The 25,465-nt window shown below is 37.1% G+C and carries 19 protein-coding genes, 1 tRNA gene and 1 pseudogene; 13 read left to right on the top strand and 8 right to left on the bottom strand.

The genetic code is table 11. The features are described 5' to 3' along the window. The first annotated feature begins 9 nt into the window (after positions 1-9). The 3 genes from CBE70_RS02020 to prfH all read left to right on the top strand — a co-directional run bounded on the left by CBE70_RS02020 (position 10) and on the right by prfH (position 2,848). Positions 10-786: a DeoR family transcriptional regulator gene (locus tag CBE70_RS02020; RefSeq protein ID WP_100157999.1), complete on the top strand. Its 777-nt coding sequence runs from the start codon at positions 10-12 to the stop codon at positions 784-786. A gap of 314 nt (positions 787-1,100) precedes the next feature. Next, positions 1,101-2,237 (top strand): RNA ligase RtcB family protein, encoded by a 1,137-nt coding sequence (locus tag CBE70_RS02015; protein WP_100157998.1) that lies wholly within the window; start codon positions 1,101-1,103, stop codon positions 2,235-2,237. After that, the gene (gene prfH, locus CBE70_RS02010) at positions 2,237-2,848 is read left to right on the top strand and encodes a peptide chain release factor H (protein WP_100157997.1); all 612 of its coding nucleotides are present in this window, start codon (positions 2,237-2,239) and stop codon (positions 2,846-2,848) included. The genes CBE70_RS02015 and prfH overlap by 1 nt, the downstream gene beginning before the upstream one ends. A 208-nt stretch (positions 2,849-3,056) precedes the next feature. Here the strand turns inward: prfH and CBE70_RS02005 are convergent, their stop codons facing one another. The 4 genes from CBE70_RS02005 to dpaL all read right to left on the bottom strand — a co-directional run bounded on the left by CBE70_RS02005 (position 3,057) and on the right by dpaL (position 8,518). Next, complete coding sequence (locus CBE70_RS02005; RefSeq protein WP_100157996.1) at positions 3,057-4,331, bottom strand: MFS transporter; 1,275 nt, start codon at positions 4,329-4,331, stop codon at positions 3,057-3,059. Positions 4,332-4,426: 95 nt separating this feature from the next. Continuing rightward, positions 4,427-6,013, bottom strand: a complete 1,587-nt coding sequence (locus CBE70_RS02000; protein WP_100157995.1) for an N-acyl-D-amino-acid deacylase family protein — start codon at positions 6,011-6,013, stop codon at positions 4,427-4,429. A 72-nt stretch (positions 6,014-6,085) separates the two neighbouring features. Then, the gene (locus CBE70_RS01995; RefSeq protein ID WP_100157994.1) at positions 6,086-7,270 is read right to left on the bottom strand and encodes a YgeY family selenium metabolism-linked hydrolase; all 1,185 of its coding nucleotides are present in this window, start codon (positions 7,268-7,270) and stop codon (positions 6,086-6,088) included. A gap of 30 nt (positions 7,271-7,300) precedes the next feature. Next, on the bottom strand, positions 7,301-8,518 hold the full coding sequence (dpaL, locus tag CBE70_RS01990; protein ID WP_100157993.1) for a diaminopropionate ammonia-lyase: 1,218 nt from the start codon (positions 8,516-8,518) through the stop codon (positions 7,301-7,303). Positions 8,519-8,882: 364 nt separating this feature from the next. Here dpaL and CBE70_RS01985 point away from each other — a divergent pair, with 364 nt between their 5' ends. The 7 genes from CBE70_RS01985 to CBE70_RS01955 all read left to right on the top strand — a co-directional run bounded on the left by CBE70_RS01985 (position 8,883) and on the right by CBE70_RS01955 (position 17,621). Next, positions 8,883-10,682 carry a sigma-54 interaction domain-containing protein gene (locus CBE70_RS01985; RefSeq protein WP_100157992.1) on the top strand — a complete coding sequence of 600 codons (1,800 nt, stop codon included), beginning with the start codon at positions 8,883-8,885 and terminating at the stop codon, positions 10,680-10,682. A gap of 659 nt (positions 10,683-11,341) precedes the next feature. Beyond that, positions 11,342-11,929 carry a fimbrial protein gene (locus CBE70_RS01980; RefSeq protein ID WP_100157991.1) on the top strand — a complete coding sequence of 196 codons (588 nt, stop codon included), beginning with the start codon at positions 11,342-11,344 and terminating at the stop codon, positions 11,927-11,929. A gap of 56 nt (positions 11,930-11,985) precedes the next feature. Next, a complete protein-coding gene (locus tag CBE70_RS01975) occupies positions 11,986-12,660 on the top strand; it encodes a fimbrial biogenesis chaperone (protein ID WP_100157990.1) in 675 nt (224 codons plus the stop codon). 18 nt (positions 12,661-12,678) lie between these two features. Further along, positions 12,679-15,186 (top strand): fimbria/pilus outer membrane usher protein, encoded by a 2,508-nt coding sequence (locus CBE70_RS01970; RefSeq protein ID WP_100157989.1) that lies wholly within the window; start codon positions 12,679-12,681, stop codon positions 15,184-15,186. 9 nt (positions 15,187-15,195) lie between these two features. Then, complete coding sequence (locus CBE70_RS01965) at positions 15,196-16,254, top strand: fimbrial protein (RefSeq protein ID WP_100157988.1); 1,059 nt, start codon at positions 15,196-15,198, stop codon at positions 16,252-16,254. Positions 16,255-16,513: 259 nt separating this feature from the next. Beyond that, positions 16,514-17,197 (top strand): PAAR domain-containing protein, encoded by a 684-nt coding sequence (locus CBE70_RS18440; RefSeq protein ID WP_232797330.1) that lies wholly within the window; start codon positions 16,514-16,516, stop codon positions 17,195-17,197. A gap of 172 nt (positions 17,198-17,369) precedes the next feature. Next, a complete protein-coding gene (locus CBE70_RS01955; RefSeq protein ID WP_100157987.1) occupies positions 17,370-17,621 on the top strand; it encodes a hypothetical protein in 252 nt (83 codons plus the stop codon). Positions 17,622-17,626: 5 nt separating this feature from the next. Here CBE70_RS01955 and CBE70_RS18435 read toward each other — a convergent pair. Next, positions 17,627-17,933, bottom strand: a pseudogene (locus CBE70_RS18435) (integrase); the annotation flags it as partial. A gap of 194 nt (positions 17,934-18,127) precedes the next feature. Next, positions 18,128-18,212 (bottom strand) — tRNA-Leu (locus tag CBE70_RS01945). A gap of 1,421 nt (positions 18,213-19,633) precedes the next feature. Here CBE70_RS01945 and ampH point away from each other — a divergent pair. After that, on the top strand, positions 19,634-20,863 hold the full coding sequence (gene ampH, locus CBE70_RS01940) for a D-alanyl-D-alanine-carboxypeptidase/endopeptidase AmpH (protein ID WP_100157986.1): 1,230 nt from the start codon (positions 19,634-19,636) through the stop codon (positions 20,861-20,863). A gap of 65 nt (positions 20,864-20,928) precedes the next feature. Here ampH and lptG read toward each other — a convergent pair whose 3' ends face one another. Both lptG and lptF read right to left on the bottom strand, forming a co-directional pair. Beyond that, positions 20,929-22,008: an LPS export ABC transporter permease LptG gene (gene lptG, locus CBE70_RS01935; protein WP_100157985.1), complete on the bottom strand. Its 1,080-nt coding sequence runs from the start codon at positions 22,006-22,008 to the stop codon at positions 20,929-20,931. Then, positions 22,008-23,105, bottom strand: a complete 1,098-nt coding sequence (gene lptF, locus CBE70_RS01930) for an LPS export ABC transporter permease LptF (protein WP_100157984.1) — start codon at positions 23,103-23,105, stop codon at positions 22,008-22,010. Before lptF ends, lptG begins: the two co-directional genes overlap by 1 nt. Before the next feature lie 286 nt (positions 23,106-23,391). Here lptF and pepA point away from each other — a divergent pair, with 286 nt between their 5' ends. After that, entirely contained in the window at positions 23,392-24,900 is a 1,509-nt protein-coding gene (pepA, locus tag CBE70_RS01925) for a leucyl aminopeptidase (protein ID WP_100157983.1), read from the top strand. A gap of 105 nt (positions 24,901-25,005) precedes the next feature. Next, on the top strand, positions 25,006-25,455 hold the full coding sequence (locus CBE70_RS01920) for a DNA polymerase III subunit chi (protein WP_100157982.1): 450 nt from the start codon (positions 25,006-25,008) through the stop codon (positions 25,453-25,455). Positions 25,456-25,465 lie beyond the last annotated feature (10 nt).

The following is a 25,465-nucleotide window of genomic DNA, read 5'->3' as shown; positions in this document are numbered from 1 at the left end:
GATCCTTCGGTGATAGAGACCAAACAGCACGAACGTTTGCGCCGCCTCAGTGAATGTATAAAACGCTCAGGTCGCATACATCTTAAAGACGCCGCGAGGATCCTTGAAGTTTCTGAAATGACAATTAGGCGCGACCTTAGTTCTGATGCCGAAAACCCTTTTCCAATGTCATTATTAGGTGGCTACATTGTTGCTTTAGCCCAACCTCATTCTGGGTTAATCTCAACATCCTCTGATATTATTACGCCAGATCAAACAGAAGAACTTCATATTCCTAATCTTGCTGCTGGCATGGTCTCTGACGGCGATGTTCTTTTTTTCGATAATGGACAGTTTATTCCCACACTGATTGAGCTTATTCCCGATAATCTGCATTTCACGGGAATTTGTTATTCTCATCGAGTATTTTTGGCATTAAGCCAGAAAAAAAACGCCACCGTATTACTCTGCGGAGGTGAATATCGTCCTAAAAGTGATTCATTCTACAATCCTACCCAGCCTTCTTATCTTGATAGCATTAATCCCAAAAAAGCCTTTATTTCAGCCGAAGGCGTTCATCTCGATTTTGGCGTTACCTGTTATAACATCGACGATCTTTATATGAAAAAGAAAGCGATGGATAAATCTATTCGCAAGATCTTACTCACCAAATATCATTATTTTGATGAAACAGCGACAGGTAATATGGGTGATTTAGCGCAATTTGATGTTATTATCACAGATAGAAAATTAACGGATGATTACGAAGATTATTGCCGAAAAAGCTCTGTAAAAGTGATTTATTAATTATAAAATAGAGTATTAACTTAAAACAGTAAATAAAATAAAGTTAGCCTTAAATTAAAGAAAATCTATTCATTCTTTTTTTTTAAAAATAAAGAAAAATTACACCACTTTTTAATTGCCAATGCAAAAAAAAGTGGTTATTATGCCCGCGATTTATTATTTTCCACCCATTTTACTTAACTGCAAGGAGGTATCCCATGACAACAACAAATATGAATACTCTTTGCGGACAATCTCAGAAGTAATTTCTTCCCTTCTTTTTGCTGTCCGCCAATCAATTTATTTTTTATCCTTTACATTATATGGATTGGTATATGGACAAGTGTGTTCATTATTTATCTGATAGCGTTTGTTATATCGCATCGGATAATACTTGGATTGAAAGCAAAGCAATCCAACAATTAGAAACAACAGCTCAACTTCCTGATATGGCTTATGTCGCAGGTATGCCTGATTTACATCCAGGTCGTGGTTATCCTATTGGTGCAGCTTTTTTTTCTGTTAATCGTTTTTACCCTGCTTTAGTCGGAAATGATATTGGCTGCGGTATGACACTCTTTCAAACTGAATTTAAAAACAGCAAACTCAACTTAGATAAAGCAGAGAAGCAATTGAGCGAAATGAGTGATATTGCACCTTCAGAATGGTTAGAAACTCATCTACCGACTGAAATGCAAAACCATCCTTTCGCTGGCTCTTTAGGCTCTATTGGTGGGGGTAATCACTTTGCTGAATTCCAACAAATTGACCAAGTGATTAATGAAACGCTTTTCGCTGAAAGTGGTATCAATAAAAAACAGTTATTGCTATTAGTTCACAGCGGATCAAGAGGTTTAGGACAATCTATCTTACGTGCTCATACAGAACAGTTTGGTCATAAAGGACTTGTTGCTAACACCGAAGATGCAAATGAATATTTGCAAGCTCACAATAATGCTCTTGATTACGCAAAGATTAATCGTCGCCTTATTGGTGAAAGAATGATGCGTCAAATTCGCACTCAAGGTGAAGTTATTTCTGATGTAAATCATAACATTGTAGAGCCTTGTGAATTACATGGTCAACAAGGTTGGTTACATCGTAAAGGTGCAACACCAGCACATCACGATATGGTGGTTATTCCGGGTTCACGCGGTGATTACAGCTATATTGTTAAGCCAATTGTATCTGAATTAAGCCTTCATTCCTTGCCTCATGGTGCAGGTAGAAAATGGATGCGTACAGAGTGTAAAGGCCGATTATCACACCGTTTTACACCTTTACAACTTTCACGAACAGCATTAGGTAGCCGTATTATTTGTGCCAATAAACAACTGATTTATGAAGAAGCACCGCAATCGTATAAATCAATTGAAACTGTGATTGAAAGTATGGTGAGTATTGGATTAATCGAAGTCATCGCGCGTTTAAAACCGGTGATCACCTATAAAACAAGTGGAGAGATGGCGTAATGTTATTACAATTCACCTCCGCACAAGGCCCTGAAGAATGCTGTTTAGCAGTTGAAAAAGCCTTAAATTATTTTTTGAAATCAACCGCAAAGCAGCAAGTGAACATCACAGTTCTTGAAAAAGAGCCTTCACGTCATGGCTTAAAATCAGCGTTAGTGTCTCTTGAAGGTGCTGATGCACAAGCTATCTCACAACAGTGGGCAGGCTCTGTGCAATGGCAATGTGCAAGCACATTACGGCCACGACATAAACGTAAAAACTGGTTTATTGGTGTTGCTTGTTTTGAACAACCTGATGAAATTAACGACAAAGAAATTACGTTTGAAACCATGCGCTCAAATGGCCCCGGTGGTCAGCATGTTAACAAAACAGAATCTGCGGTCAGAGCAACACATATCGCCACCGGCATTAGCGTAAAAGTGCAATCAGAACGTAGCCAGCATGCTAATAAAAAGCTCGCTAAGCAACTTATTGCATGGCATTTAGAGGCTTATATGATGAAACAACACGCTTCATTAAATAGCCAGCGCCATATTGCCCATCATCGAGTTATTCGCGGTGATGCCACACTCTGTTTTAGCGGTAACGACTTTGTGCTTATAAGCAAATAATGTTATTAATCTAACAAAAACGAAGCCACGATTTTTAATCGTGGCTTTTTTAAGACAAAAGTACCCTGCAATAAGATTTTTTAAATTAAAAAATCAATAAAGCGCATAGTGAGTTTTAATAAATAAATCTTACAGTTAATACATTTGTTTTATTTAATTAATCTTATTTCTTTTAATAACATCACACTTATTTAAATATAAATATTAATTAAATTTCTGCTGGTGTATTTCGCATTTTAACAGTGAACGTCACAACAGCAGAGGCAACTAATGCAATTATCATAAACATAAATGCGCTGTCATAACTACCACCACTCGCTTTAATTAAGAAGCCCATAACAGGTGCAGAAACAACACCCGCCATTTGACCACCGAAGTTAACAATCCCTGAAGCACGACCCATAATTTTATTTGGGATAGTATCCATCAAAATACCCCAAAACATTGCCATTGCGAAGAACATAAATAATGCTGAAATACATTGATATACAACAGCCATATCAGCACTTTCAACAGTATATGTCATATATAAGAAGCCAGCTGCAATCACTGCTGTAACCATATATAACCATTTACGCTGTGATTTACATTTATCAGAAACATAACCACCTAATAATGTACCACCAGCACCAAATAAGAATGGAATAGCCGCCATTACCCCTGTTTTAGCCAAAGAGAATTCACGAACAGTAATTAAATAACTTGGCAACCATGTTGAAAATCCCCAAAAGGTAATATCAAACAGAAACCAAATTGCTGCCATTTGCCACAGCACTGGCATCTTTAAAACATCTTTAAAAGGTACAGCTTCAACGGGTTTATCCGTTAATGTACCATCCGCGGCTAACTCATCGAGATCTTGTTGAGTAATACTTGGGTGATCTTTTGGATTATCACGAGTAAAGAAATAAATACCTGCTGCAATTAATAAACCAGGAATACCTAAAACAATAAACACCATATGCCAGCCAAAAGCACCGATAATACTCGCAGCCACAATTACAGCTAATGCTGGCCCTAAGGTATTTACTGTTGATTGAATTGCTGTTGCACGACCACGCTCTTTAGATGGGAAATAAGTTGAGATCATTTTCCAAGAAGCGGATGGAAAACAACCTTCACCAATACCAAATAAGAATCGCACCGCTAACATTAACGGTAATGTAAACACCATACCCGTTAAGCTGGTGAAAACTGACCACCATGCAATTCCGATTGCCATAATTTTACGTGCGCCAAAGCGGTCAGCTAAAAAACCACCCGGTATTTGGAATGCCGCATAACCGACAAAGAACGCACTGATTATTAAGCCTTGTTGTGTGGTATCAAGATTCAGATCACGTCCAATAAAAGGTAATGAAACACTCATTACCATTCTATCTAAGAATGAAAGTAACCATGCCAACCAAATTAAGGATAAAACGGTGTAACGAGCTTTCCATGTTTTCTTCTGTTGAAGGTTTGGAATAATATTTGAACTCATTTTCCTGTTCCTCAGGTAAGGGGAAGCCATCACGGTTGAAGAACAACCGTGATAAACAGAGATAAGGTTTAACGTTTAAGAGCGCTATTGTGCTGTTATGCTCTTAAAACATGGCCACTGCAGGCGTAACTTTCGACCCCATTAATTAATGCGATACGACCATTGACCATCACCAAATCGATCCCTTCTGGATATTGGTTCGGTTCAACAAACGTGCCTTTATCAATAATGGTTTCAGGGTCGAACATCACAATATCTGCGGCATATCCCTCTTTAATTAAACCTCTGTCGGTTAATCGAAGAACTTCAGCCGGCTTACCTGTCATTTTGCGAATAGCTTGTTCCCAAGTGAGGCATTTTTCTTCTCTGACGTATTTCCCTAAAACACGAGGGAATGCACCAAATACACGAGGATGAGGTTTACCTGCTCCCATTAATCCGTCAGTACAGACGTTTTGTTCAGGGCGACATAAGAATTTGATAACGTGTTCTTCTGTACCGTAAAAATCCACCATTCCTACCGCATTTTCTTCTTCATATAACAAATCGAAGGTTGCGTTATACGGATCTTTACCTCTCAATTTGCCTAGTTCTACAAGACTAAGTCCAACGGCATCTTGGTTTTTTTCTGTTTTAGAACTAGTGACATAAATATTTTCTAACCCTGCGAAATCAATAAAGTTATCCCAACCCGGAATGCCTTTTTCGATATCTTCAATCATCTTTTTACGCAGTTCAGGAGAAGCTAAGCGTTCTAATAATTTCTCTGTACCTCCTGCATGAACCCAAGGCGGTAAAATCACCCCAAGCATGGTACTGCCTGCCACATACGGATATTGGTCAAAGGAGATACGAATGCCTTCTTTTTGTGCTTGCTCTAACATACCAAGCATTTCGTCGATTAATCCCCAGTTTTTCTTACCGCAAACCTTCATATGGGAAATATGTAACCAAACACCCGATGCTTTGGCGATATCAATAAGTTCTTGAGTCGATTGAATAATATCGTCAGCTTCACTACGCTGGTGAACAACAAAAATACCATTATGTTTTGCTGTAACCTTACAAAGTTCGATCATTTCAGCGGTATCACCAAAGGCACAAGGCATATAAATCAATCCTGTTGATAAACCAAACGCCCCTGCTTTTAACTCACGTTCTAAGATCTCACACATCTTGGCGACATCTTCACGAGTAGAAGGATTACCTTCTAATCCCATCGCTTCCATTCGAATGTTGCCATGAGGAACAAGGTAAGCAAGATTCGTTGCAGAGCCTCTCGCTTCCAACATACCTAAGTAACCTTCGGTATTTTTAAAATGCCAATCAATGCTGTCAGAATCACCATCTAAACCCGCGATATTTTTGCGCCATGCTGAAATATATTGTTCTGGTAATGGTGCTAACGCGACACCATCTTGCCCTAACAATTCAGTGGTGATCCCTTGGCGGATTTTGGCAGATAACGCGGGATTAAGCAGAGCAGAAAGATCAGAGTGAGTGTGAGTATCAATAAAGCCGGGGCAGACTATCTTTCCTGTTGCATCAATAATTTGATCATTCGTTTTAGCATCAAACTGGCCGATTTTTATTATTTTTCCTTCATTAACCACAACATCAGCTTGAAATGCACTTGCCCCTGTTCCATCAATAACAGTGGCGTTTTTAAATATTGTTTTCATTCTGTTATTTCTCCAAAGAGTATCTGGCTATTTCGCCAGATACTCCTCTAGTAAGGATTTATTTCGTAAGAATTAAAGGTGATAAAGGCTGTTCATAATGCTGTAATAGCCGCTCGCAGCACCTTTTAACTGTTCAACTTCGATATATTCATCAATGGTGTGCGCTAGGTTTTCGCGAGATGGACCAAAACCAATGGTTTTAATACCCGCTTCACCCGCATAGTGGCTACCGTTAGTACAGAAAGAGTATTGTGTGACGGTAGGTTTAAAGCCGGACTCGTGCAGCCCTTTTAAAACGCTTTGTACGTAGGGATCGCTTTCTTCTAATACCCAACCTGGGAAGAAACGTTCACCTTCAATAGTGGCGCCGGTATAACATTTTTCAGTGCCATAGGCGTAAGAGACTTTAGCTTTAAAATCAGCATCTTGAGAAGCAAGTTCATCAATGGCTTTTTGTAATGGTGCAAGCACTTCTTCTTTAGTTTCACCCACTAATAAACGGCGATCGTAAGTGGCACGACAATATTCAGGTACAACCGAAGCGCCCGGATAAGGTGATGATTTAATATCTGTTAATTCTAAGATCCCTTTTCCTAATACAGGATGAATCGATGGTGTTAAGGTTCTGATCTTCTCGATCAGTTTTGCCATTTTATAAACAGAGTTGATCCCTGCATCAGGGTTGGCGGAGTGCGCGGGTTTACCAAAAGTTTCCACAACAATTTCAGCACGACCACGTTGCCCAATTTTGAGGTTTAATTCAGAGGCTTCACCAATCACCACATAGTCTGGTTTATAGCGCTCAGAAACGAGTCTTGCGGCAACACCTTCAAAACACTCTTCATGCACAATACAAGAGACATAAATGCGACCAGCAAAATTGCGCTGATTATCTTGGCCATAAAAACCTATCGCTGAAATCATGGCTGCGACAGCACCCTTCATATCACTGGTGCCACGACCATAAATCTTGCCGTCTTTGATTTCTGCACCATAAGGCTTCTCTTTCCAGTCACGCTCGCTAACAGGTACAGTGTCGATATGACCATCAAAAACAAGGGTTTTTCCTGGGTGTTGACCTATAATTCCACCAATGATATTGCCGTATTTATCAATATGAATATCGTCAAAATCATAGTTTTTCATCATCTCTTCTATGACTTTAACAACGTTACCTTCTTCACCTGAATAGCTTTTTTGTTGGATTAATAATTGGCAATTCTTAATAACTTCATCAAATCGGTTTGCTGATAACATACTGTTCACTCCAAAAGACTTATTTGTTTTTTAAAATTGTTTGAAGCTAGGCAACTCGCCATCCCACACGATATCGCGATAACGCTCAGGATCGGTGTCACCTTCAGTGCTTATCACAAGCACTCTTGCATTTTCATCTAATCCCAGCTCTTCTTTCGCACTCTGATAAACAGGTGATTGCATCAAAATAGAGAGCAAGCCTGTTGTCACAGCACCAGATTCACCAGAAATGATGTGCGGATCACCGGGTAAAGGGTTCCCTAAAATCCGCATTCCCCTCGTCGCGACGGCATCAGGGCAAGAGAAAAATGCCGCTGAATAATCACGTAATAAATTCCAACCAATACTATTCGCTTCACCACAAGCAAGCCCAGCCATAACTGTTTGTAAATCCCCACCAACAGGAATAGCATCCGCTTTTCCTGATACCGCAGATTGATATAAACAGTCGGCAATACGAGCTTCGGCCACAATCACTTTCGGTGCTTGTTTGCCATAAGCGGCTGTTACCATGCCTTGCACCATACCCGCAAAAGAGCCCACGCCGGCTTGCACAAAAATATGCGTCGGGGGAACTTCATGTAATTGTGCGAGAGATTCCAGCATTAAAGTGCCATAGCCTTGCATGATCCAAAGTGGGATCTCTTCATAGCCATCCCATGCCGTGTCTTGAACCACAATCCAGCCATATTTTTCAGCCATTTCAGCCGTCATTCTCACAGCATCGTCATAGTTCATATCAACGATTTCAGCGACTGCACCTTCACGCAAAATGGCATCTAAGCGTTCTTGTGATGATCCTTTTGGCATATAGACCACAGCTTTTTGCTTTAACTGTCTTGCCATCCAAGCAACACCACGTCCATGATTCCCGTCAGTGGTTGTCGCAAAAGTTACGCCATTTAACTTTTTCCTGATCTCATCACTGATCATTACCTCATAAGGTAATTCACTTATGTCCATTTCAAGGAAATCAGCAATATGTCGTGCCATCGCATAAGCACCACCTAACGCTTTAAATGCTTTTAAACCAAAACGGAAAGACTCATCTTTGAGATATAACTCACCAATCCCTAAGATTTTGGCTAATTGGGGTAAATGAAATAACGGTGTAGGTGCGTATCCTGGAATAGTTCTGTGAAAATCTAACGCTTTGGCTAACTCTTCATAACGAAAAGGGGCAAGCTCAGCGGTTGGTTTTCGCGTAAATGAACTTTGGTTAATCAGGTACTGCAATTGCTCCTGCATGGAATTACCTCTTAATCACACTTTAAAATTCGCGATAACCCAATATCGCGATTAATCGGAATACATAGGGTTATCCCCTATATCGCAATATGTATGCCAACTCACTTAAAAAGCATTTAATAAAGATATAATTATTTGATTTTAAATATGTTTATTGTTTTAACGACTAAGAGATGAAATTAATGATGCACAAAAGCTGTGATCTAGGCGGTTTTATTTAAGTGATAAATTATCAATAATAAGAAACTGTGTGAGCCTTATACAAAAATCACATAATGCATTAATAAATAACGATTAAATTAATCATTAAAAATAGATAATGATAATTTATTATCAAAATTGATAATTTTAAGGTGAGAATGTGATGCACTCATTACTGAGTACCCTACAAGATGAAATCAGCAAATACACCGATTCAATAGCCGGCATCACAGGCACTGACGTTGAAATTATTGATAACAATTTAATTCGTATTGCGGGTACTGGGCGTTACCGTTATATGCTCAATCAGGATGTCTCTAATAATGGGCACATCTATCGTCATGTACTGCAAGTACAAAAGACCATTTTAATTGAAGATCCGAAAGAAAATAGCCTCTGCCAACTGTGTCAAAACCGCCTAACTTGCACTGAAGAGCTCGATCTTAATGCACCCATTTTTTTGAATAATCAAGTTATTGGCGTGATAGGGATCATTTGTTCAAATCGAGAACAAAAAATGTTTTTGATGAAACAAAAACAAGCCTTTATCTCTTTTATCGAACAATTTTCACAAATGATCTCAAGCCGTATTTTTGAATGTCTTGAAAGACTTCGAGAACAAGAGCGGTTTGGCACTTTTCGAAACTTAATAGATGTGATGGATAGAGGCGTTATTGCTATTGATAGCTTAGGCAAAATTTGGCACGCCAATTTGTCTGCTTTACGTTTTTTTGATTGTGAATTAATTGGGCAATCTCTTGATATCGATATGACTGGCGATATTCTTTACGGTGATGAAGAGGCATGGTTGATATTAAATCAACAACGCTATCATGTTCTATGCAAAAAAATCACCTTTTCCTCAGTGGATAATGACCAACTCACCATGGTTATTTTCCATGATGCCCGCAATTATATGACACAGGTAAATGCCCTATCCGTAGATGAAAACCCTCACTCCCCGTTAATTGGTAATTCTCAAAAAATGCTTCACTTAAAAAGCATGTTAAGTAAAGTTGCGGTGAGCCATGCCAGTGTTTTAATAACAGGAGAAAGTGGCTCAGGTAAAGAAGTCGTTGCTTACACTATCCACCAACAAAGCCTGCGCACAAAACAACCTTTTATTACTATTAACTGTGCAGCTATTCCTGAGCAACTATTAGAAAGTGAGCTTTTTGGTTATGTACGCGGTGCATTTAGTGGCGCTGATCCTAAAGGACGTATTGGTAAATTTGAATTGGCACATGGCGGAAGCCTATTTCTAGATGAAATTGGCGATATGCCTTTACATCTACAAGCCAAGCTTTTACGTGTGCTTCAAGAAAAAAGCATCACTCGTGTTGGCTCTAATAATATGATCAATATTGATGTAAGGATCATTGCTGCCACCAACAAAGATCTGCGCGAAATGGTAAATAAAGGGCAATTTCGTGAAGATCTCTTTTATCGCCTCAATGTTGTTCCGATCCATACGCCTGCATTACGTGATCACCGAGAAGATATTGCAGAACTTGCACAATTCTTTGCTGATGATCTGGCGTCAACCTACCAACGACCAGCAGCAAAGATCCCCAACGTTGTTATTAACTACTTATATTCCTATGACTGGCCGGGCAACATCAGGGAATTACGTAATGTGATTGAATATATGTATGTTATGCAAGGCGATACAGCAGATTTAAATTTAAGTCACCTTCCTCCTTATCTACTTGTATCTACAAATACAGACATAATAGAAAAAGAAATGACGCTTGAGATATATAATTACGAAAAGAGAAAATACGAAATAAATAGTCATAAAAAGAATAAAAAAGAGAATTTGAAAACTCAAATTCAACAATCAGAGTATCAGATGATCAAACAAGTTTTAGATACAACAGGTCATACATTAGAAGGTAAGAAAAAAGCGGCAAAAATATTGGGAATAAGTATTGCAACTTTATACAGAAGAATAAAAGAGTAACTATCACCCTGTGAGATTACTATTTTTTCGTTATCTACATACTTAAATATAAAAATAAGTCTTATTACGATTTATTTTTGTTATAATTTTTATAAAATTCTAGAATATTTAATCAGATTATTATCATAAAAATATGATTAATATAAATTTATGTCATTTAAATATTTTAAACTTCCAGGTATTTGTAACTAAATATATTTTCCATAAGGTAAATTTAAATATTCTTTTTTGTAACTTTAACAATCACAAACAAACAACTCATTGAAAATAAATAAGTTTAAACAAAATCCTTATTAACTTATTAATGATTAATACGTATTTTCATAAGAAATTTTGTAACATTGCACACAAGACAACCTCAAAAAAAGTGCATACAATTCATCCTGTTCAAAAGAACCACACTATATTATTCCTTTTTTATATTAAGCATTAAATAGTCTTACAGGATAACAATTTAAAGATTAAATATAAAAAAGCCATTTTAATAAAAATATATCTTGTTATTTAATTTATCTTTCTGAGTTACTTGTATATCTCTATATCTTTACTAGATTTATGGCTGGTAATAGTAAGTTAATCTCTAAATTAAATAGCATTAAATCAATTTTCAAAAAGAAAATATCTACTGTTTATTTATATCATTCTATAGAGGTCATAAAATGACTATTTCAAAGAAAAAATTTCTTTCCCTTGCTTTATTTGTTTCAGCTTCAGTGGCAAGCGTAAATGTTCTAGCCGCTGATACTCATAGTGGCACTATCTCTTTTTCAGGTTTAATTTATAGTTCAACCTGTACTGTTAGTATTAATGGTGGAGGCTCTGATGGTAACGTTAATATGGGGCGTCATCCATCGAGTGCTTTTGGTACTGAGCCAAAACAAATTGTAGGTGGTGCTGGTACTGATGGACAATTGAATATTTCACTCATTGATTGCCCACCAACGGGTACAGTAGCCTTGAAAATTTCAGGTAGCGAAACACCAAATGAACCTCAAATTTTAGCTCTTGATAATCCTAGTGATGAAAAAACGGCAAAAAATGTTGGGGTATATATCTATGATAAAGATAATTTAGATACGCCATATAACATTAATTTCACAAAAGATATAGAAATTAAAGCTTCAGAGGAAAGTGCCTCCACGTCAGCTACAATCCCACTTATTGCAAAATACGTCAGCGTCAATGCAGGTGGTGTAAAAGCAGGCCAAGCTAATGCGACTCTCAATTATTCGTTAACTTACAAATAATAAACAATGCAGGTTAAATTTATTTAGCCTGCATTATAAAAATAATGGTGATAATGATGTCTTTAAAAAACGTAATTCTAGGATTAGGTCTTTTTTTAAGTTCAGCTACATACAGCTATGCGGGATTTGGTTTAGAAACAACGCGTGTTGTTTATAATGAAAAAAATAATAGCGAAAGTTTTGTTGCTTTTAATAGTGATGCAAATACAAACTATTTGTTGCAGTCTTGGATTGAAGATATCAATGGTAAATTAACCCAAGATTTTGTTATCACGCCACCTTTAATTAAATTAGTTGCACAACAGAAAAATACCTTACAAGTAATAAAAAACACAACATTACCTAACGATGTTGAATCAATGTATTGGATAAATGTTAAATTTGTCGCTCCTAGTAGTGAAGATTTAGAAAACGTTTTACGCTACTCGATGACAAATAGAATAAAGCTTATTTATCGACCTAGCTCATTAAATGATAATAATATCGAAAAAGATATTAATAATTTAAAATGGTCTGTAAAAAATGGCAACCTCGTTGTTAATAATGATTCACCTTTCTTTGTTAATATCGGAAAGATATCCATTAATAATAAAGAAATAAAAGAAACACCTAGCTATTTATCACCAAGAGCAGAAACAATAATAACAAAACCAAAAGAAAATCCAAATAAAATAAAATTAACTTATATTAATGATTTTGGTAAAGATATTTCTGTTGATTTTTCATTATAATTAGAGAGCTTTTTTAAAATGAAGATAGAAAAGGAACATTATTTTAATAAATCTTCACTCTGCTTATTAATAGCAGGAAGTTTATTTGTTTCATTTAATACTTCAGCTGATGATTACTATCCTCCTAATCTATTTAACATTGAAGGAAGCTCTCAACAATTAACCAATGAAGATCTCAGCGTTTTCAGAGAATCTGCCATTGCCCCAGGTATCTATAACGTTAGCTTTTTTGTTAATAAAAATCTGATTTTTACTCGTGAAGTTAAATTTGGACTATTAAAAAATAAAGATAACAAAGAAACACTCACGCCGTTAATGACAAAAGAAGAGTGGTATCAAATTGGTCTTGATATCCCTAGCCATATTTTATCTGAACAAAAAGATAATGAATTTATTAATATCAATGATATTGAACATGTAAACAATACACTGAATATTAACAAATACCAATATGAATTAACCTTACCTCAAAAATATGTTAATACACAAAGAGTAAGAAAAAATGAAAGAAATAATTGGGATAATGGTATTCCTGCATTATTAATCAATTATGCATTTTCTTCATTTAATAGTCGAGAGAATGGAGCAAATCGTGAAAGCTATTATGGTAATATTCAGTCTCAAGTAAATTTAGGTGTATGGCGTTTTCATAATTATTCTACTTGGTCTAAAAGTGAAAATGGCGATAAAAAATGGAATACATTAAGTAATGTTCTTAAAAGAACAATAACAAGTATTGAAAGTGAATTATCAATAGGTGACCTATATACCTCAACCCAACTTTTTGATTCAGTAAAATTTAGAGGGATAAAATTAGCCACTGATAAATTAATGACGCCTTCACAAAATAGATCGTATGCGCCAAGTGTTTCTGGCATTGCTAATTCAGAATCCGTGGTCACGATTACTCAAAATGGGCAAGTTATTTATAAACGTAGTGTACCTGCTGGGCCTTTTAATATTATTGATTACTCCCCGATGAATGCGGGTGGTGATTTATATGTTAACGTAAAAGAGGCCGATGGCTCTGAAAAGAATTTTATTGTTCCTTTTTCTTCAATCTCGAACTTAGAGCGAAAAGGTGAAATCAAATATGATCTCTCGACTGGTAAATATAATAGTCACAACAGTGGTGATGGTACTTATTTAGTGCAAGGTGAAGCTTATTACGGTTTAACTGATTTTGTTACTCTGTATGGCGGTGCTTTAATGGGTGAAAAATATCAATCTGTAGGTATAGGTACAGGTATTAACCTTGGTAGCTATGGTGCGATCACCACGGATTTACTTTATGCTCATTCATCTACTAATTATGGTAACGATACGCTTCAGGGAAATGCATTTAGAATCAATTATTCTAAAAATATCCCATTAACAAATACCAGTCTTACATTAGTGGGTTACCGTCACTTTGATGCCAAATTCTTAAGCTTCAATGATGCAATGGAGTATAAAGAAAAAAAATATGATCCCAAAAACGGCATAAAAAATGAATATACATTTTCTATTAACCAACCTTTATTTTCAGGACAATCATCCCTTAATTTAAGCTCGATTATCTATACTTATGTCGATGGGAAAAACACAAGCTCATATAATGTTGGATTTAATAGTTCAATAAATAAAATCAATTATAGCCTTTATTATACTTATTTCGATGCTAGTAGAAATAAAGACAGTAAAAGCACCTACGATATCAGTATGAATATTAGTATCCCTTTTACATGGCATGATAATTACATTTGGACCAATTACTCTGTATCAACGAATAATAGAGATCAGACATTACAAACTGCACGTATCAGCGGTACTTACGGTGATAAAAATCAAGCTAACTGGGACATCTATCAAGGCTATGGCAATAAAGATGTAAATTATAGTGGTGGTTTAAGTGGTTCTTATAAAGCACCAAGTGCCATTGTTAATGCCGGTTATGCTTATTCTAAAGATAGACAAAATATTAACTATGGTATTAATGGTGCGCTAGTTGCAACACAATATGGCGCAACATTGGCCTCATCTCTACAACAAACGAATGCATTAATTCTCACAAAAGACAGTGCAGGTATTGAAGTGGTTAATGGACAAGCTATTAAAACTAATAATAGTGGATTAGCAGTAGTTTCTGGTATGGTACCTTATCAAAAAAACAGTATCAGTATTGATACAAAATCAATCCCAGCCAATACCGAAATTTCAAATAATATTATTAGTAATATAATTCCGACTAAAGGTGCATTAATCCTTGCGGACTTTGATGCTAAAAAAGGAATTAAATTCTTACTCACATTACAAACGCCTGATAATAGCACTATTCCTATGGGTGCAAGAGCCAAAATAGACAATGCAGATGATCAATTAGTGGCAAGTTTTCATCAACTCTATTTTGTTGCAGAAAAACCAGAAGGTAAGATCACCGTATCATGGAAAGTAAACGGCGAGCAAAAAAGCTGTCATGCAACTTATAACATTGATAATAAAACGCCTGTTAATGGCTTATATATTTTAGATACTGAGTGTAAATAAGGAAATAAAATGGCTAACTTAAAAAATAAAATGAATAAATTATTATTTCTAATTTTTATTCTTAGTTTATCTACCCTCTCTTTTTACAGTCATGCCGCGCCTGATTGTGTCAATAATGGCGGGATTAAACATGGCACGATGGATGCCAGAGGCGGTACCATTGAACTAAAAGGGATGATTAAAAAAAATCAAGAAATAGCACGTTTTACATTTAAGCGTGATGGCTCTGATGTTGCAGTCGCAGATTGCCCCGATGGCGCGGAGTTCTATGCTTATGCGACATATAGTGAAGCCAGTGGCGTAATGCCAACCTATTATATGGATATCGATGGAAGACCTGCTTATTATGTTGTACGCAATGGTCATATTACAGGTTTAGATGATTATGCTTATGTTCTCATTGAAAATGAGTCAGGCCTTTCATTTAGAAGTCAGCCTGGACAAGAAGTTCCTGTTAACAGCCCTAAGCTTAATACAAGGGATGCTACTGTAATTATTTATTCCACTAAAGATAACCCTAAATCACAGCGTTTTACGACTCAATATATTGGCTCAATATTAATTAATCGCTTTAATTCAGGTGGCGGCACAACAGCGGTTGGTTTTAGTTATCGTTTATCAGTCAATATTATTAGCGCGCCAACATCTTGTAGTGCAGAAAATACTAATCTTCAAATGAAGCTTCCTGCTGTTCCGATAACGGCATTTTCAGAAATGGGCTTTCCCGATTCAAGCGTATATGCTGAAGATAATCTTATTATAAATTGTTCAGGCAATGTATCCGCAAAAATAAAGCTGATGGCTAACAATACAACTAGCTATGAAAGTCAGGAATCGGTGATTAAACCTGATAGCGAAGGCGGACGTAATGCAAAAGGTGTTGGTTTTATTGTGACATCACCACTTAGCGATAATACACGTTTAGTGAATAACCAGTTTGTTAAACTTGCCGATTTAAGTAGCGGTACAACTAGCGTGCCATTAAAAACAGAGTATTTTCGTTATGGCAATGAGGTTCAAACAGGATCTATAAATGCCACAGCAAACTTTGTGTTAGAGTTTAATTAGTTATTACTGCGTATTTTACGCCATTAATCAAAAACACCATTAAATAAAATTTTAATGGTGTTTTTATTTAGCCATTGCACTGATATTTTATTTTTAACTATATGTTATATGTCATCATTTATATTATTACTCAATACTATTCAGAAATAATTAATTACACTCATAGAGTGTTATTTAAACAAATAGTTAAATATATCTTGTTAATTAACATTGTCTAGCTAATAATAAAATCTTACTTAAGTAAAAAAAGGGAATTTGCATGGCTATAGGATATTTTCTACGGGTAGGTGATAAAACAACCTGTGGTGGTCAAATAATAACAGGTGATGATACTTTTAAGTTTTATGGTTCCTCGGCAGCACGCGAAGGCGATCGTGTTACCTGTGGTAAACATTCTGGTACTGACCAAATACTTGGTGGCATTAGTTATATTCTGGGAAATAATCGCCGTATCGCGGGAACATTAGACAGTTTTAGTTCCTGCCCTTGTAAATCAAAACTCATTAATTCTATTCAAGATTGCTATGTGACCGAATCATCAGAAAAATCAGGAGCTGGTACAGAAAATAATCTAACAAACAAAATCAATACGACAACAGATCAGCCACATCATATCCGGTATCTCTGCACTGACGACAATAATACTCCATTAGCAAATTGTGAATATCAGCTCTATCTTGATGACAATCAGTCTTTTTCAGGTATCACCGACTCTGAAGGTTATACTTCATGGCATAAAACAAATAGTGCATCACCAGAAAGTTTAACTATTCCAACACATTGGATTGTTTGGGATGGGCCTGTAACACAGATCAAAAATGGAGATATTAATTTACGATTATTTTCCTGGGGTATAATCAACGAACTAATAAAAGAAAATAAAGATGTTAGCTTTTTTATTAAGCGTTTTTTTGGAGGTATGGTTTTTAAACCGCTAAAATGAATATAATTATTTTAAGAATAAAAATTATTATATCCCTATTTTTTTAACTGCATGTAGTTTTTCTGGTAATAAAATAACTTATCTTCCTGATAACGAAATATTAGATAATGCCATTATTGGAGATCCTTATTTTCAAAAAATAACAATATTAGGAGGACCGGTTATTGGTGGTATGCACCGAAAAATTGGCTTTATCACTCCTAATAATTCTGGTCTTTTTCTACGTAATTGTGAATACCGAAGATCTTCTATTATCGATAATACTGAAACTGCCACTCGTGACTATAATTGTGTTGAAATATACGGAACACCCGTAAATATTGGAACAATAAAAGTAACCATTGCTGGCGCTACATATCCAAGCATGCTTATTCCATCAAAAGAATTTAGTAAAGATTATATTATTATAGCTGGCTCATTTTAGGGGAAGTGGATCGTACACATTTTTGATCCGCGGTATGAGTGCTTAACACCTTCTATCCTATCGCTTCACGTTCTGCGAGGATCGTCCACATGGCATTATCCAGATCAATTTCATCCCAACGGGCAAAACGCTGTTCACTAGAACAAATAAAGACTAATAAGGTGTGTTTTGCCCATATAGCTATTGATGCGCATTAGAACTCAGGTAGGTATTTAAGTTCTAAAGCGACTCTATGGATTCGTTTGCCTGTCGCTACTACACCAGCCCCATATCTTGCACTGGGTTATAGTCAATTAAGCCATTTTGAAGAGCCATAATTTATCTCCTTGCGTTGGTACAAACTATTACCAAATCGAGAGATATCGATACGCTTATGCCAACAACATGCAACAGCAGGTACTTGATGTGGGTTGATTTTAATATAACGATGAACGCTGAGAGAAAAGAAAAACCTTATAAACCATAAATTTCAGGCATAAAAAAAGACGCTTTTAGCGTCTGATTTTTGGTGCCGAAGGCCGGACTCGAACCGGCACACCCGAAGGCGGTTGATTTTGAATCAACTGCGTCTACCAATTTCGCCACTCCGGCACTGAAGTGTGTCTGGAAAACCTGCTCATTATACTTGCGTGAAGAACCCTCGCAACAATTATTGTTAGTTTTCAGTTTGATTGGCGAAAAAAAGTGCATTTAGGGTCTGTTGCTATCATAAAACATGGCTTATAGGTTACATCAAGGTATCTATCGTTAATGCTTTAATCATGTTGTATCGATAAATCAATTATTTTGTTTTTCTTGTAGCTAAGTTTATTCGTCATCTTATTTCTACTTTTTTCTTATCTTTTTTCTTTTAAAGATTATATCGTCATTATATAAATTTATTAAAACTAACTTACCTCATCGATATATTTTAAAACACATAACGATAAATAAAAAAAGGATCAAAACTTGGGTTAGTGTTTTGATCCGATAGTACTGCTAATAGAGGGCTTAATTTTATTTTAATGACTATAAATTATTTTTGTAGCGTCACTGCCCTTTTCTTCCCTGGTGTGAGAAGAAGGCGGTTATGTTCTATTAATATAATATACTTCTTTATCTATACTACATATTATTGATATAAAGGATTTACTGCTTTAATAAGATACTTCTTACTACATATAGGAAATTAATATTTAATACAAAGGTACTTATTTACTACTTTAACGAAGGTACTACTATCTAATATAATGGTGTTGAAATATTACGATTAATATATAACTTATTTATTATTGAAGAGGCTATTTTATAATATGCCTTCTTATTTATTTCACTCTATTATTGCTGGGTTATCTTTGCTCTGTAACTCTTATATTCTCAGTCTCTCGACTTGATGAAGCTATAATAAATTTAATTTCACAATCCCACAATCAATAAATTATTACAAAATATGACACACACTTATATTATATTTATAAAACTCCAATAATAGTCATTATAAGAATAAATATGAGAACAATAAACCATGTAAATACCAAAACAAAGACCATAACACCATTCATTAACATTTTCTTGATATACATATCCTAACTTAATAATAAAGAAATGCTAATAATAGGGTTAAAAACCAGGATAAACCAAGGAGGATTGTAACTTAACGGTAATACTTACCTCACTTTTAGAGGAGAAATATGAGGGAAATGTCTTTTTATGATGCAGTTTTTCTTCACTATTTTTTTCTTAGAGACAATTTGACACATTTAATGCCAACTTTTTGATAACTGGCTCTTGCACTGATAGACATTCTTATTTCTGATAATATAATCAAAATTTAGTTTAAATCTGATTAGAAGGCGGTGTTATGGGCATTGTTGGCTGGATTATAACAGGCATATTTGTTGGTATTATCTTAGGTGCCGTATTAAAAATGATAAAGAAAAAATAGCGCGATAAGAAAGGCACCAAATTAAAACATAAACAATTTTATGTTGATCGCATTCCTTTCACCTCACTGACTTCTGTTGAAAGTAAAAATGAAAAAACATTTTCTAAAATATCTTATGATCCCAGTCGCTTTACTGACATTGAATGCGTGTAGCCAACGTTCGTCATTACCACCAGCGACACAACCGTCTATGTTAAATCAACAGAACAGTGTGCCTGAATTAACGCAATGGCCTACGGCATTAAGCCCTAATGTAAGCAATGCAAGTGCGCTGTTTGATAAATACGCCTCACAGATTTATCAAAAGAGTCATCCTCAAGGCATGGTTATTGTCATGATCAATAACTCTCAAACCTTGAATCGTTCTTTTGGAACGACAACACCAGAAAGCCGCAATGCGCCATCAATGAACTCACTGATCCGCATCGCTTCTGTCACCAAGCTGATGACAAGTGAAGTGATGTTAAAGTTACAAGATGATGGAAAACTATTAGTCACCGATCCACTGCAAAAATACAGCTACTATGGTGTAGACATACCATTAGTTAGCGCTCAATCTCCTATCCGTCTTTATCATTTAGCTAGCCATACTAGTGGCTTTCCTCGAGAACAACCCGGTGGAAAATGGGGAAGACCTGTTTTTATATGGCCAACGCATGACGACCGCTGGAACTGGTTGAAAAAAGCGACATTGACATCCACCGCAGGGGATCAAGCGGCTTATTCAAACTTAGCTTACGATCTATTAGCGGATGCCTTGGTAAAAGCATCAGGTAAAAGTTATCCTCAACTTTTACAACAGTATGTCACTCAGCCAGCAGGCATGACTAATACCACGTTGACGCCAACGCCTGCACAATGCCAACGACTATTAGTAGGATATAAACCAAGCCCATGCTCTGACACTATTGCAGCAGCCGGAAGTGGAGGTGTGTACTCAACGCCTGCCGATATGCAACGTTGGATGCAAGGCTTTTTGACTTCTCATAATGCCATGCGAAAGGCAACAGCAAGTAAAGAGCAATCTGTCTATTTTCCTCGTAATCGACTCTCATCAATAGAAGGGATGGATGTAGCGGGTCGTGCTGATGGCGTGGGTTTAGGCTGGGTTTATATGGCTCCCGCCAATGGTATTCCGGCGATTTACCAAAAAACAGGTGGTGGCGGTGGGTTTAATACTTATATGGCAACCATTCCTGAATTAAATATCGGTGTATTCGTGGTGATCACCCGTAAACCTAACGGCACTAAATTTAGTGAAGTGACTCAGGGTACTAATGCTCTTGTCCGTGCACTAGCAAAAGATTTTTATCAGTAATTGCATACTTAATAATGATAAAAAAAGCGCCTTTCGGCGCTTTTTATTTTTTTGCTGACATTTATTTAGCGATTACGCTTCATCAATAACCATAAACTCAACGTTAGAAAGAGTATTCCCGGTACTAATGCTGCAATCACTGCAGGTATGCCATAAACCAAACTTAATCGCCCTGAAACTTCGTTGACGATATAGAATAAGAAACCAAAAGAGATACCCGTTAAGACTCTTAATCCCATTGGTACAGTACGTAATGGTCCAAAAATAAATGACAATGCCATTAACATCATTACTGCAACAGAGATTGGAGCAAAGATTTTTTTCCAGAAATTCAGCTCATAGTTTGCTGACTCTTGCCCACTCTGTTTTAGATATTTAACGTACTGATAAAGCCCGCTGATCGATAATGCATCTGGATCCAACGCCACAACGCTTAATTTTTCTGGCGTTAGTCGTGTTGGCCATTCAAGTGATACCTGTTTTTTACCTGTGATTTTTTGTGGATCAGTTAAATCTGATAGCTCAACTTGCTTCAACATCCACGTCTTTTGATTCACATCGTAGGTTGCACTTGATGCATAACGTACCGTTTCTAGCTTTCTATCATTATTAAAATCATAGAGTGTGATGCCTTGCATCTCATTTTGGCTTTTTATTCGGTTGATATGAATAAATTGGTTGCCATCTTTAGCCCACATACCACGGTTAGTCGAAACTAAAGAGTTGCCCATGATTTTTTCGGCACGATAGTTACGTGCATATTGTTCACCTTGTGGTGCGCCCCATTCACCAATTAGTACGGTTAACAGGACTAATGGAATAGCGGTTTTCATCACAGAGCCAGCAATTTGCAAGCGGGTAAATCCTGATGCTTGCATCACCACCAACTCACTACGCGTTGCTAATGCACCTAATCCTAATAACGCACCCAATAAGGCAGCCATAGGAAAGAAAATCTGCACATCTTTAAGGATATTTAAAATGGCGTAAATACCCGCATCCAACGTGGTGAAATCGCCTTGCCCTACTTTACGAAGTTGATCGACAAATTTGATAATGCCGGATAGTGAAACCAGCAAAAAGAGTGTCATCAAAATTGACTGTAAAATAGTACGCCCGATATATCTATCTAATACACCAAACATCAGGCAACTCCTTTCTTAAAGCGAGCACGGAATTTACGCATAGGCAAGGTATCCCAAACATTCAATAAGATAGCCAAGGCAAGATAAATACCATTAACACTCCACATTGCAATGAGGGGATCCAGCTTTCCTTTTTCACCATTAGAGTGCAATGAACTTTGTAGTAAGAAGAACACCAGATAAAGCAGCATGGCAGGTAGCATACTTAATACGCGACCTTGACGTGGGTTTACCTCACTTAAAGGCACAACCATCACCGCCATAATGACAACAGAGAAAATCAAGGTTAAGCGCCAATGGAATTCAGCGATAGACTCTGTTTCATTCGAATGCCAAAGTTCAGTCATCGTTTTTTGTTCTACACGATTACTGCTAATGGTCGATTCACGGTGCCCGATAACAGCTTGGTAGTCATTAAAATCGGTAATACGAAAATCACGTAGCACAGCCGTACCTTCATAGCGAGTTCCCTCACTTAATACGACTATCTGATTCCCGTTAGGTAATTCTTTGGTATAGCCTTTATCTGCCACCACGACAGAAGGACGCTGATCTTGCGTTGGACGCAGTTGTGCAAGGAACACATCTTGGAATTGATTTCCTTTTACACTACCCAGATAAAGCACCATATTGCGGTCGCTGGACATTTTAAATTGCCCTTCCATCAATGCCGCTAAACTTGGGTTTGCTTTAGCATCCTCAAGGACTTGCTCTTGATGCACCGAAGACCAAGGAATAAGCCAAATGACATTTCCTGCGGCTAATGCGCTGGTCAGTAATGAGAGCAACAGTGCAGCTTGTACTAATGCTTTCTTACCTATTCCACACGCACTCATGACGGTTATCTCACTTTCAACATAAAGTTTGCTGTAAGTCATCAGAAGCCCAAGAAAAAGGCTTAATGGAAGAATAAGCTGTGCCATCTCAGGAATTCCCAGCCACAGCAGAGAAATCACGAGGTTTGTAGGAATGTTACCTTCAACAGCAGCCCCTAAAATTTCAACCAATTTCTGGCTAAAGAAGATAAGCATCAGAATAAATAAGATGGCTATCTGACTTTTAAGGGTTTCCCGAGCTAAATATCGAATTATAATCACGCTAGTTATGCCTGTGAAAACTTGTCTTTTTGCAGGAAAATCGCTAACTTCGTTGTATATCTATCATTTGTGCATCTCAGTTAGACATTCTTGCAGCCCAAATGATATCAAAACATGCTATAAACAGGTTCCCAATAAGAACAAGCTTATAAGTTAGCTAAATTAGTTGTGTTCAATTAATGCATTTAGCTTAACATAAAAAGTAAACTTTCTATGGGGTAGATTAATGCGGATCACTATTCTAAACGATACTTTCCGTTTTTGTCTTTAATATTCAGGAGAACGCATGGAGTTTAATGTAAAAAGCGGCAGCCCAGAGAAACAACGCAGCGCTTGTATTATCGTGGGGGTGTTTGAGCCTCGTCGTTTATCTCCGATCGCGGAGCAACTTGATAAAATCAGTGATGGCTATATCAGCGCCCTGTTACGCAGAGGTGAACTGGAAGGCAAAGTAGGACAATCATTGCTGTTACATCATGTACCAAATGTTCTCTCTGAGCGCGTTTTACTGATTGGTTGCGGTAAAGAGCGTGAATTGGATGAACGCCAGTATAAACAGATCATTCAAAAAACCATTAACACACTCAATGAGACTGGCTCTATGGAAGCCGTATGCTTTCTGACTGAGTTACATGTTAAAGGTCGTAATAATTACTGGAAAGTGCGTCAAGCGGTTGAGACTGCAAAAGACTGCCTCTATACCTTTGATCAACTGAAAAGCAATAAGACAGAATTACGTCGTCCATTACGTAAGATGGTCTTTAATGTACCTACTCGTCGTGAACTGCCAAGTGGTGAACGCGCAATTGCACACGGTTTAGCCATCGCATCAGGTATTAAAGCATGTAAAGATTTAGCTAACATGCCACCAAATATCTGTAATGCCGCTTATTTAGCATCTCAAGCTCGTCAATTAGCAGACTCATCTTCAAATGTTTCTACGCGTGTTATTGGCGAAGAACAAATGAAAGAGCTAAATATGAATGCTTATCTTGCGGTAGGACAAGGCTCTCAAAATGAATCTTTAATGTCGATTATCGAATATAAAGGCAATAAAGATCCGCAAGTGCGTCCAATTGTATTAGTAGGTAAAGGGCTGACATTTGACTCGGGTGGTATTTCTATCAAGCCTGCTGATGGCATGGATGAGATGAAATACGACATGTGTGGTGCTGCAACAGTTTATGGTGTGATGCGTGTTGTTGCTGAACTCCAATTACCAATCAATGTCATTGGTGTACTTGCGGGTTGTGAAAACATGCCGGGTGGAAAAGCGTATCGCCCAGGTGATATTTTAACAACCATGTCAGGACAAACTGTTGAAGTATTAAACACTGATGCTGAAGGTCGTTTAGTGCTGTGTGATACGTTAACTTATGTTGAGCGCTTTGAGCCTGAATTAGTTGTCGATATCGCGACATTAACAGGTGCTTGTATGGTGGCTTTAGGACATCACTACAGCGGATTAATGTCTAATCATAATCCATTAGCACATGAATTAATGAATGCATCAGAGCAAGCCGGTGACCGCGCTTGGCGTTTACCATTAGGCGATGAGTTCTATGAACAAATCGAATCTAATTTTGCTGATTTAGCAAATACGGGTGGCCGTTTAGGTGGCGCAATTACTGCGGGTTGTTTCTTAGCGCGTTTTGCGACTAAATATAACTGGGCTCACTTGGATATTGCAGGTACAGCATGGCGTTCTGGTAAAGCAAAAGGCGCGACAGGCCGTCCTGTTTCTTTATTGTCTCAGTTCTTACTTAATCGCGCGGGTTTGAATAGCGACGAGTAATACCGCATAATTATCAGGGTTAAGGTATTACCCTATTATTATGGTAAATAGAGCAGACTCCAAGAAGGGTATTGCAACGCAATACCCTTCTGTTATCGGGATATCATGAAAAACGCCACGTTTTATTTAATGGAACACCCATCAATACACGATGATTTACAGGCTCATGAGTGGCTTGCCTGTCAACTTACCGCTGAACATTGGCGATTAGGCAAACGTATTTTGTTGGTTTGTGAGTCTCAAGCTCAGGCTGAATTGCTTGATGAGGCATTATGGACAAGAGAACCTCATCAGTTTGTTCCTCATAATCTTGCAGGTGAAGGCCCTCGTTATGGCTCTCCTGTTGAATTATGTTGGCCTGGAAAACGTGGTAATGCACCTCGTGATCTCTTGATTAATTTGCAATCGCAATTCGTAGACTTTGCCACAGCTTTCCATGAAGTGATAGACTTTGTACCTATTGATGAACAATTGAAACAGTTGGCGCGTGAACGATATAAAATTTATCGTAGCGTCGGCTTTACTTTGACAATGGCTACGCCGCCAACCTATTGAATACGTAAAG

It is taken from the genome of Proteus columbae (genome assembly GCF_002777965.1).
Classification (GTDB): Bacteria; Pseudomonadota; Gammaproteobacteria; order Enterobacterales; family Enterobacteriaceae; genus Proteus; species Proteus columbae.
Note: the sequence above shows the minus strand (reverse complement) of the source record. Positions and strands in the feature narration are given on the sequence as shown.

Excerpts from the sequence above, each read along its gene's own strand:
- CBE70_RS01920 (WP_100157982.1), top strand. The coding sequence starts at position 25,006 with ATGAAAAACGCCACGTTTTATTTAATGGAACACCCATCAATACACGAT.
- CBE70_RS01955 (WP_100157987.1), top strand. The coding sequence starts at position 17,370 with ATGCACCGAAAAATTGGCTTTATCACTCCTAATAATTCTGGTCTTTTT.
- CBE70_RS02015 (WP_100157998.1), top strand. The coding sequence starts at position 1,101 with ATGGACAAGTGTGTTCATTATTTATCTGATAGCGTTTGTTATATCGCA.
- CBE70_RS01985 (WP_100157992.1), top strand. The coding sequence starts at position 8,883 with ATGCACTCATTACTGAGTACCCTACAAGATGAAATCAGCAAATACACC.
- lptG (WP_100157985.1), bottom strand. The coding sequence starts at position 22,008 with ATGTTTGGTGTATTAGATAGATATATCGGGCGTACTATTTTACAGTCA.
- CBE70_RS01965 (WP_100157988.1), top strand. The coding sequence starts at position 15,196 with ATGGCTAACTTAAAAAATAAAATGAATAAATTATTATTTCTAATTTTT.
- CBE70_RS02005 (WP_100157996.1), bottom strand. The coding sequence starts at position 4,331 with ATGAGTTCAAATATTATTCCAAACCTTCAACAGAAGAAAACATGGAAA.
- ampH (WP_100157986.1), top strand. The coding sequence starts at position 19,634 with ATGAAAAAACATTTTCTAAAATATCTTATGATCCCAGTCGCTTTACTG.
- CBE70_RS01980 (WP_100157991.1), top strand. The coding sequence starts at position 11,342 with ATGACTATTTCAAAGAAAAAATTTCTTTCCCTTGCTTTATTTGTTTCA.
- pepA (WP_100157983.1), top strand. The coding sequence starts at position 23,392 with ATGGAGTTTAATGTAAAAAGCGGCAGCCCAGAGAAACAACGCAGCGCT.
- CBE70_RS01970 (WP_100157989.1), top strand. The coding sequence starts at position 12,679 with ATGAAGATAGAAAAGGAACATTATTTTAATAAATCTTCACTCTGCTTA.
- CBE70_RS18440 (WP_232797330.1), top strand. The coding sequence starts at position 16,514 with ATGGCTATAGGATATTTTCTACGGGTAGGTGATAAAACAACCTGTGGT.
- prfH (WP_100157997.1), top strand. The coding sequence starts at position 2,237 with ATGTTATTACAATTCACCTCCGCACAAGGCCCTGAAGAATGCTGTTTA.
- CBE70_RS01995 (WP_100157994.1), bottom strand. The coding sequence starts at position 7,270 with ATGTTATCAGCAAACCGATTTGATGAAGTTATTAAGAATTGCCAATTA.
- CBE70_RS01975 (WP_100157990.1), top strand. The coding sequence starts at position 11,986 with ATGTCTTTAAAAAACGTAATTCTAGGATTAGGTCTTTTTTTAAGTTCA.
- dpaL (WP_100157993.1), bottom strand. The coding sequence starts at position 8,518 with ATGCAGGAGCAATTGCAGTACCTGATTAACCAAAGTTCATTTACGCGA.
- CBE70_RS02000 (WP_100157995.1), bottom strand. The coding sequence starts at position 6,013 with ATGAAAACAATATTTAAAAACGCCACTGTTATTGATGGAACAGGGGCA.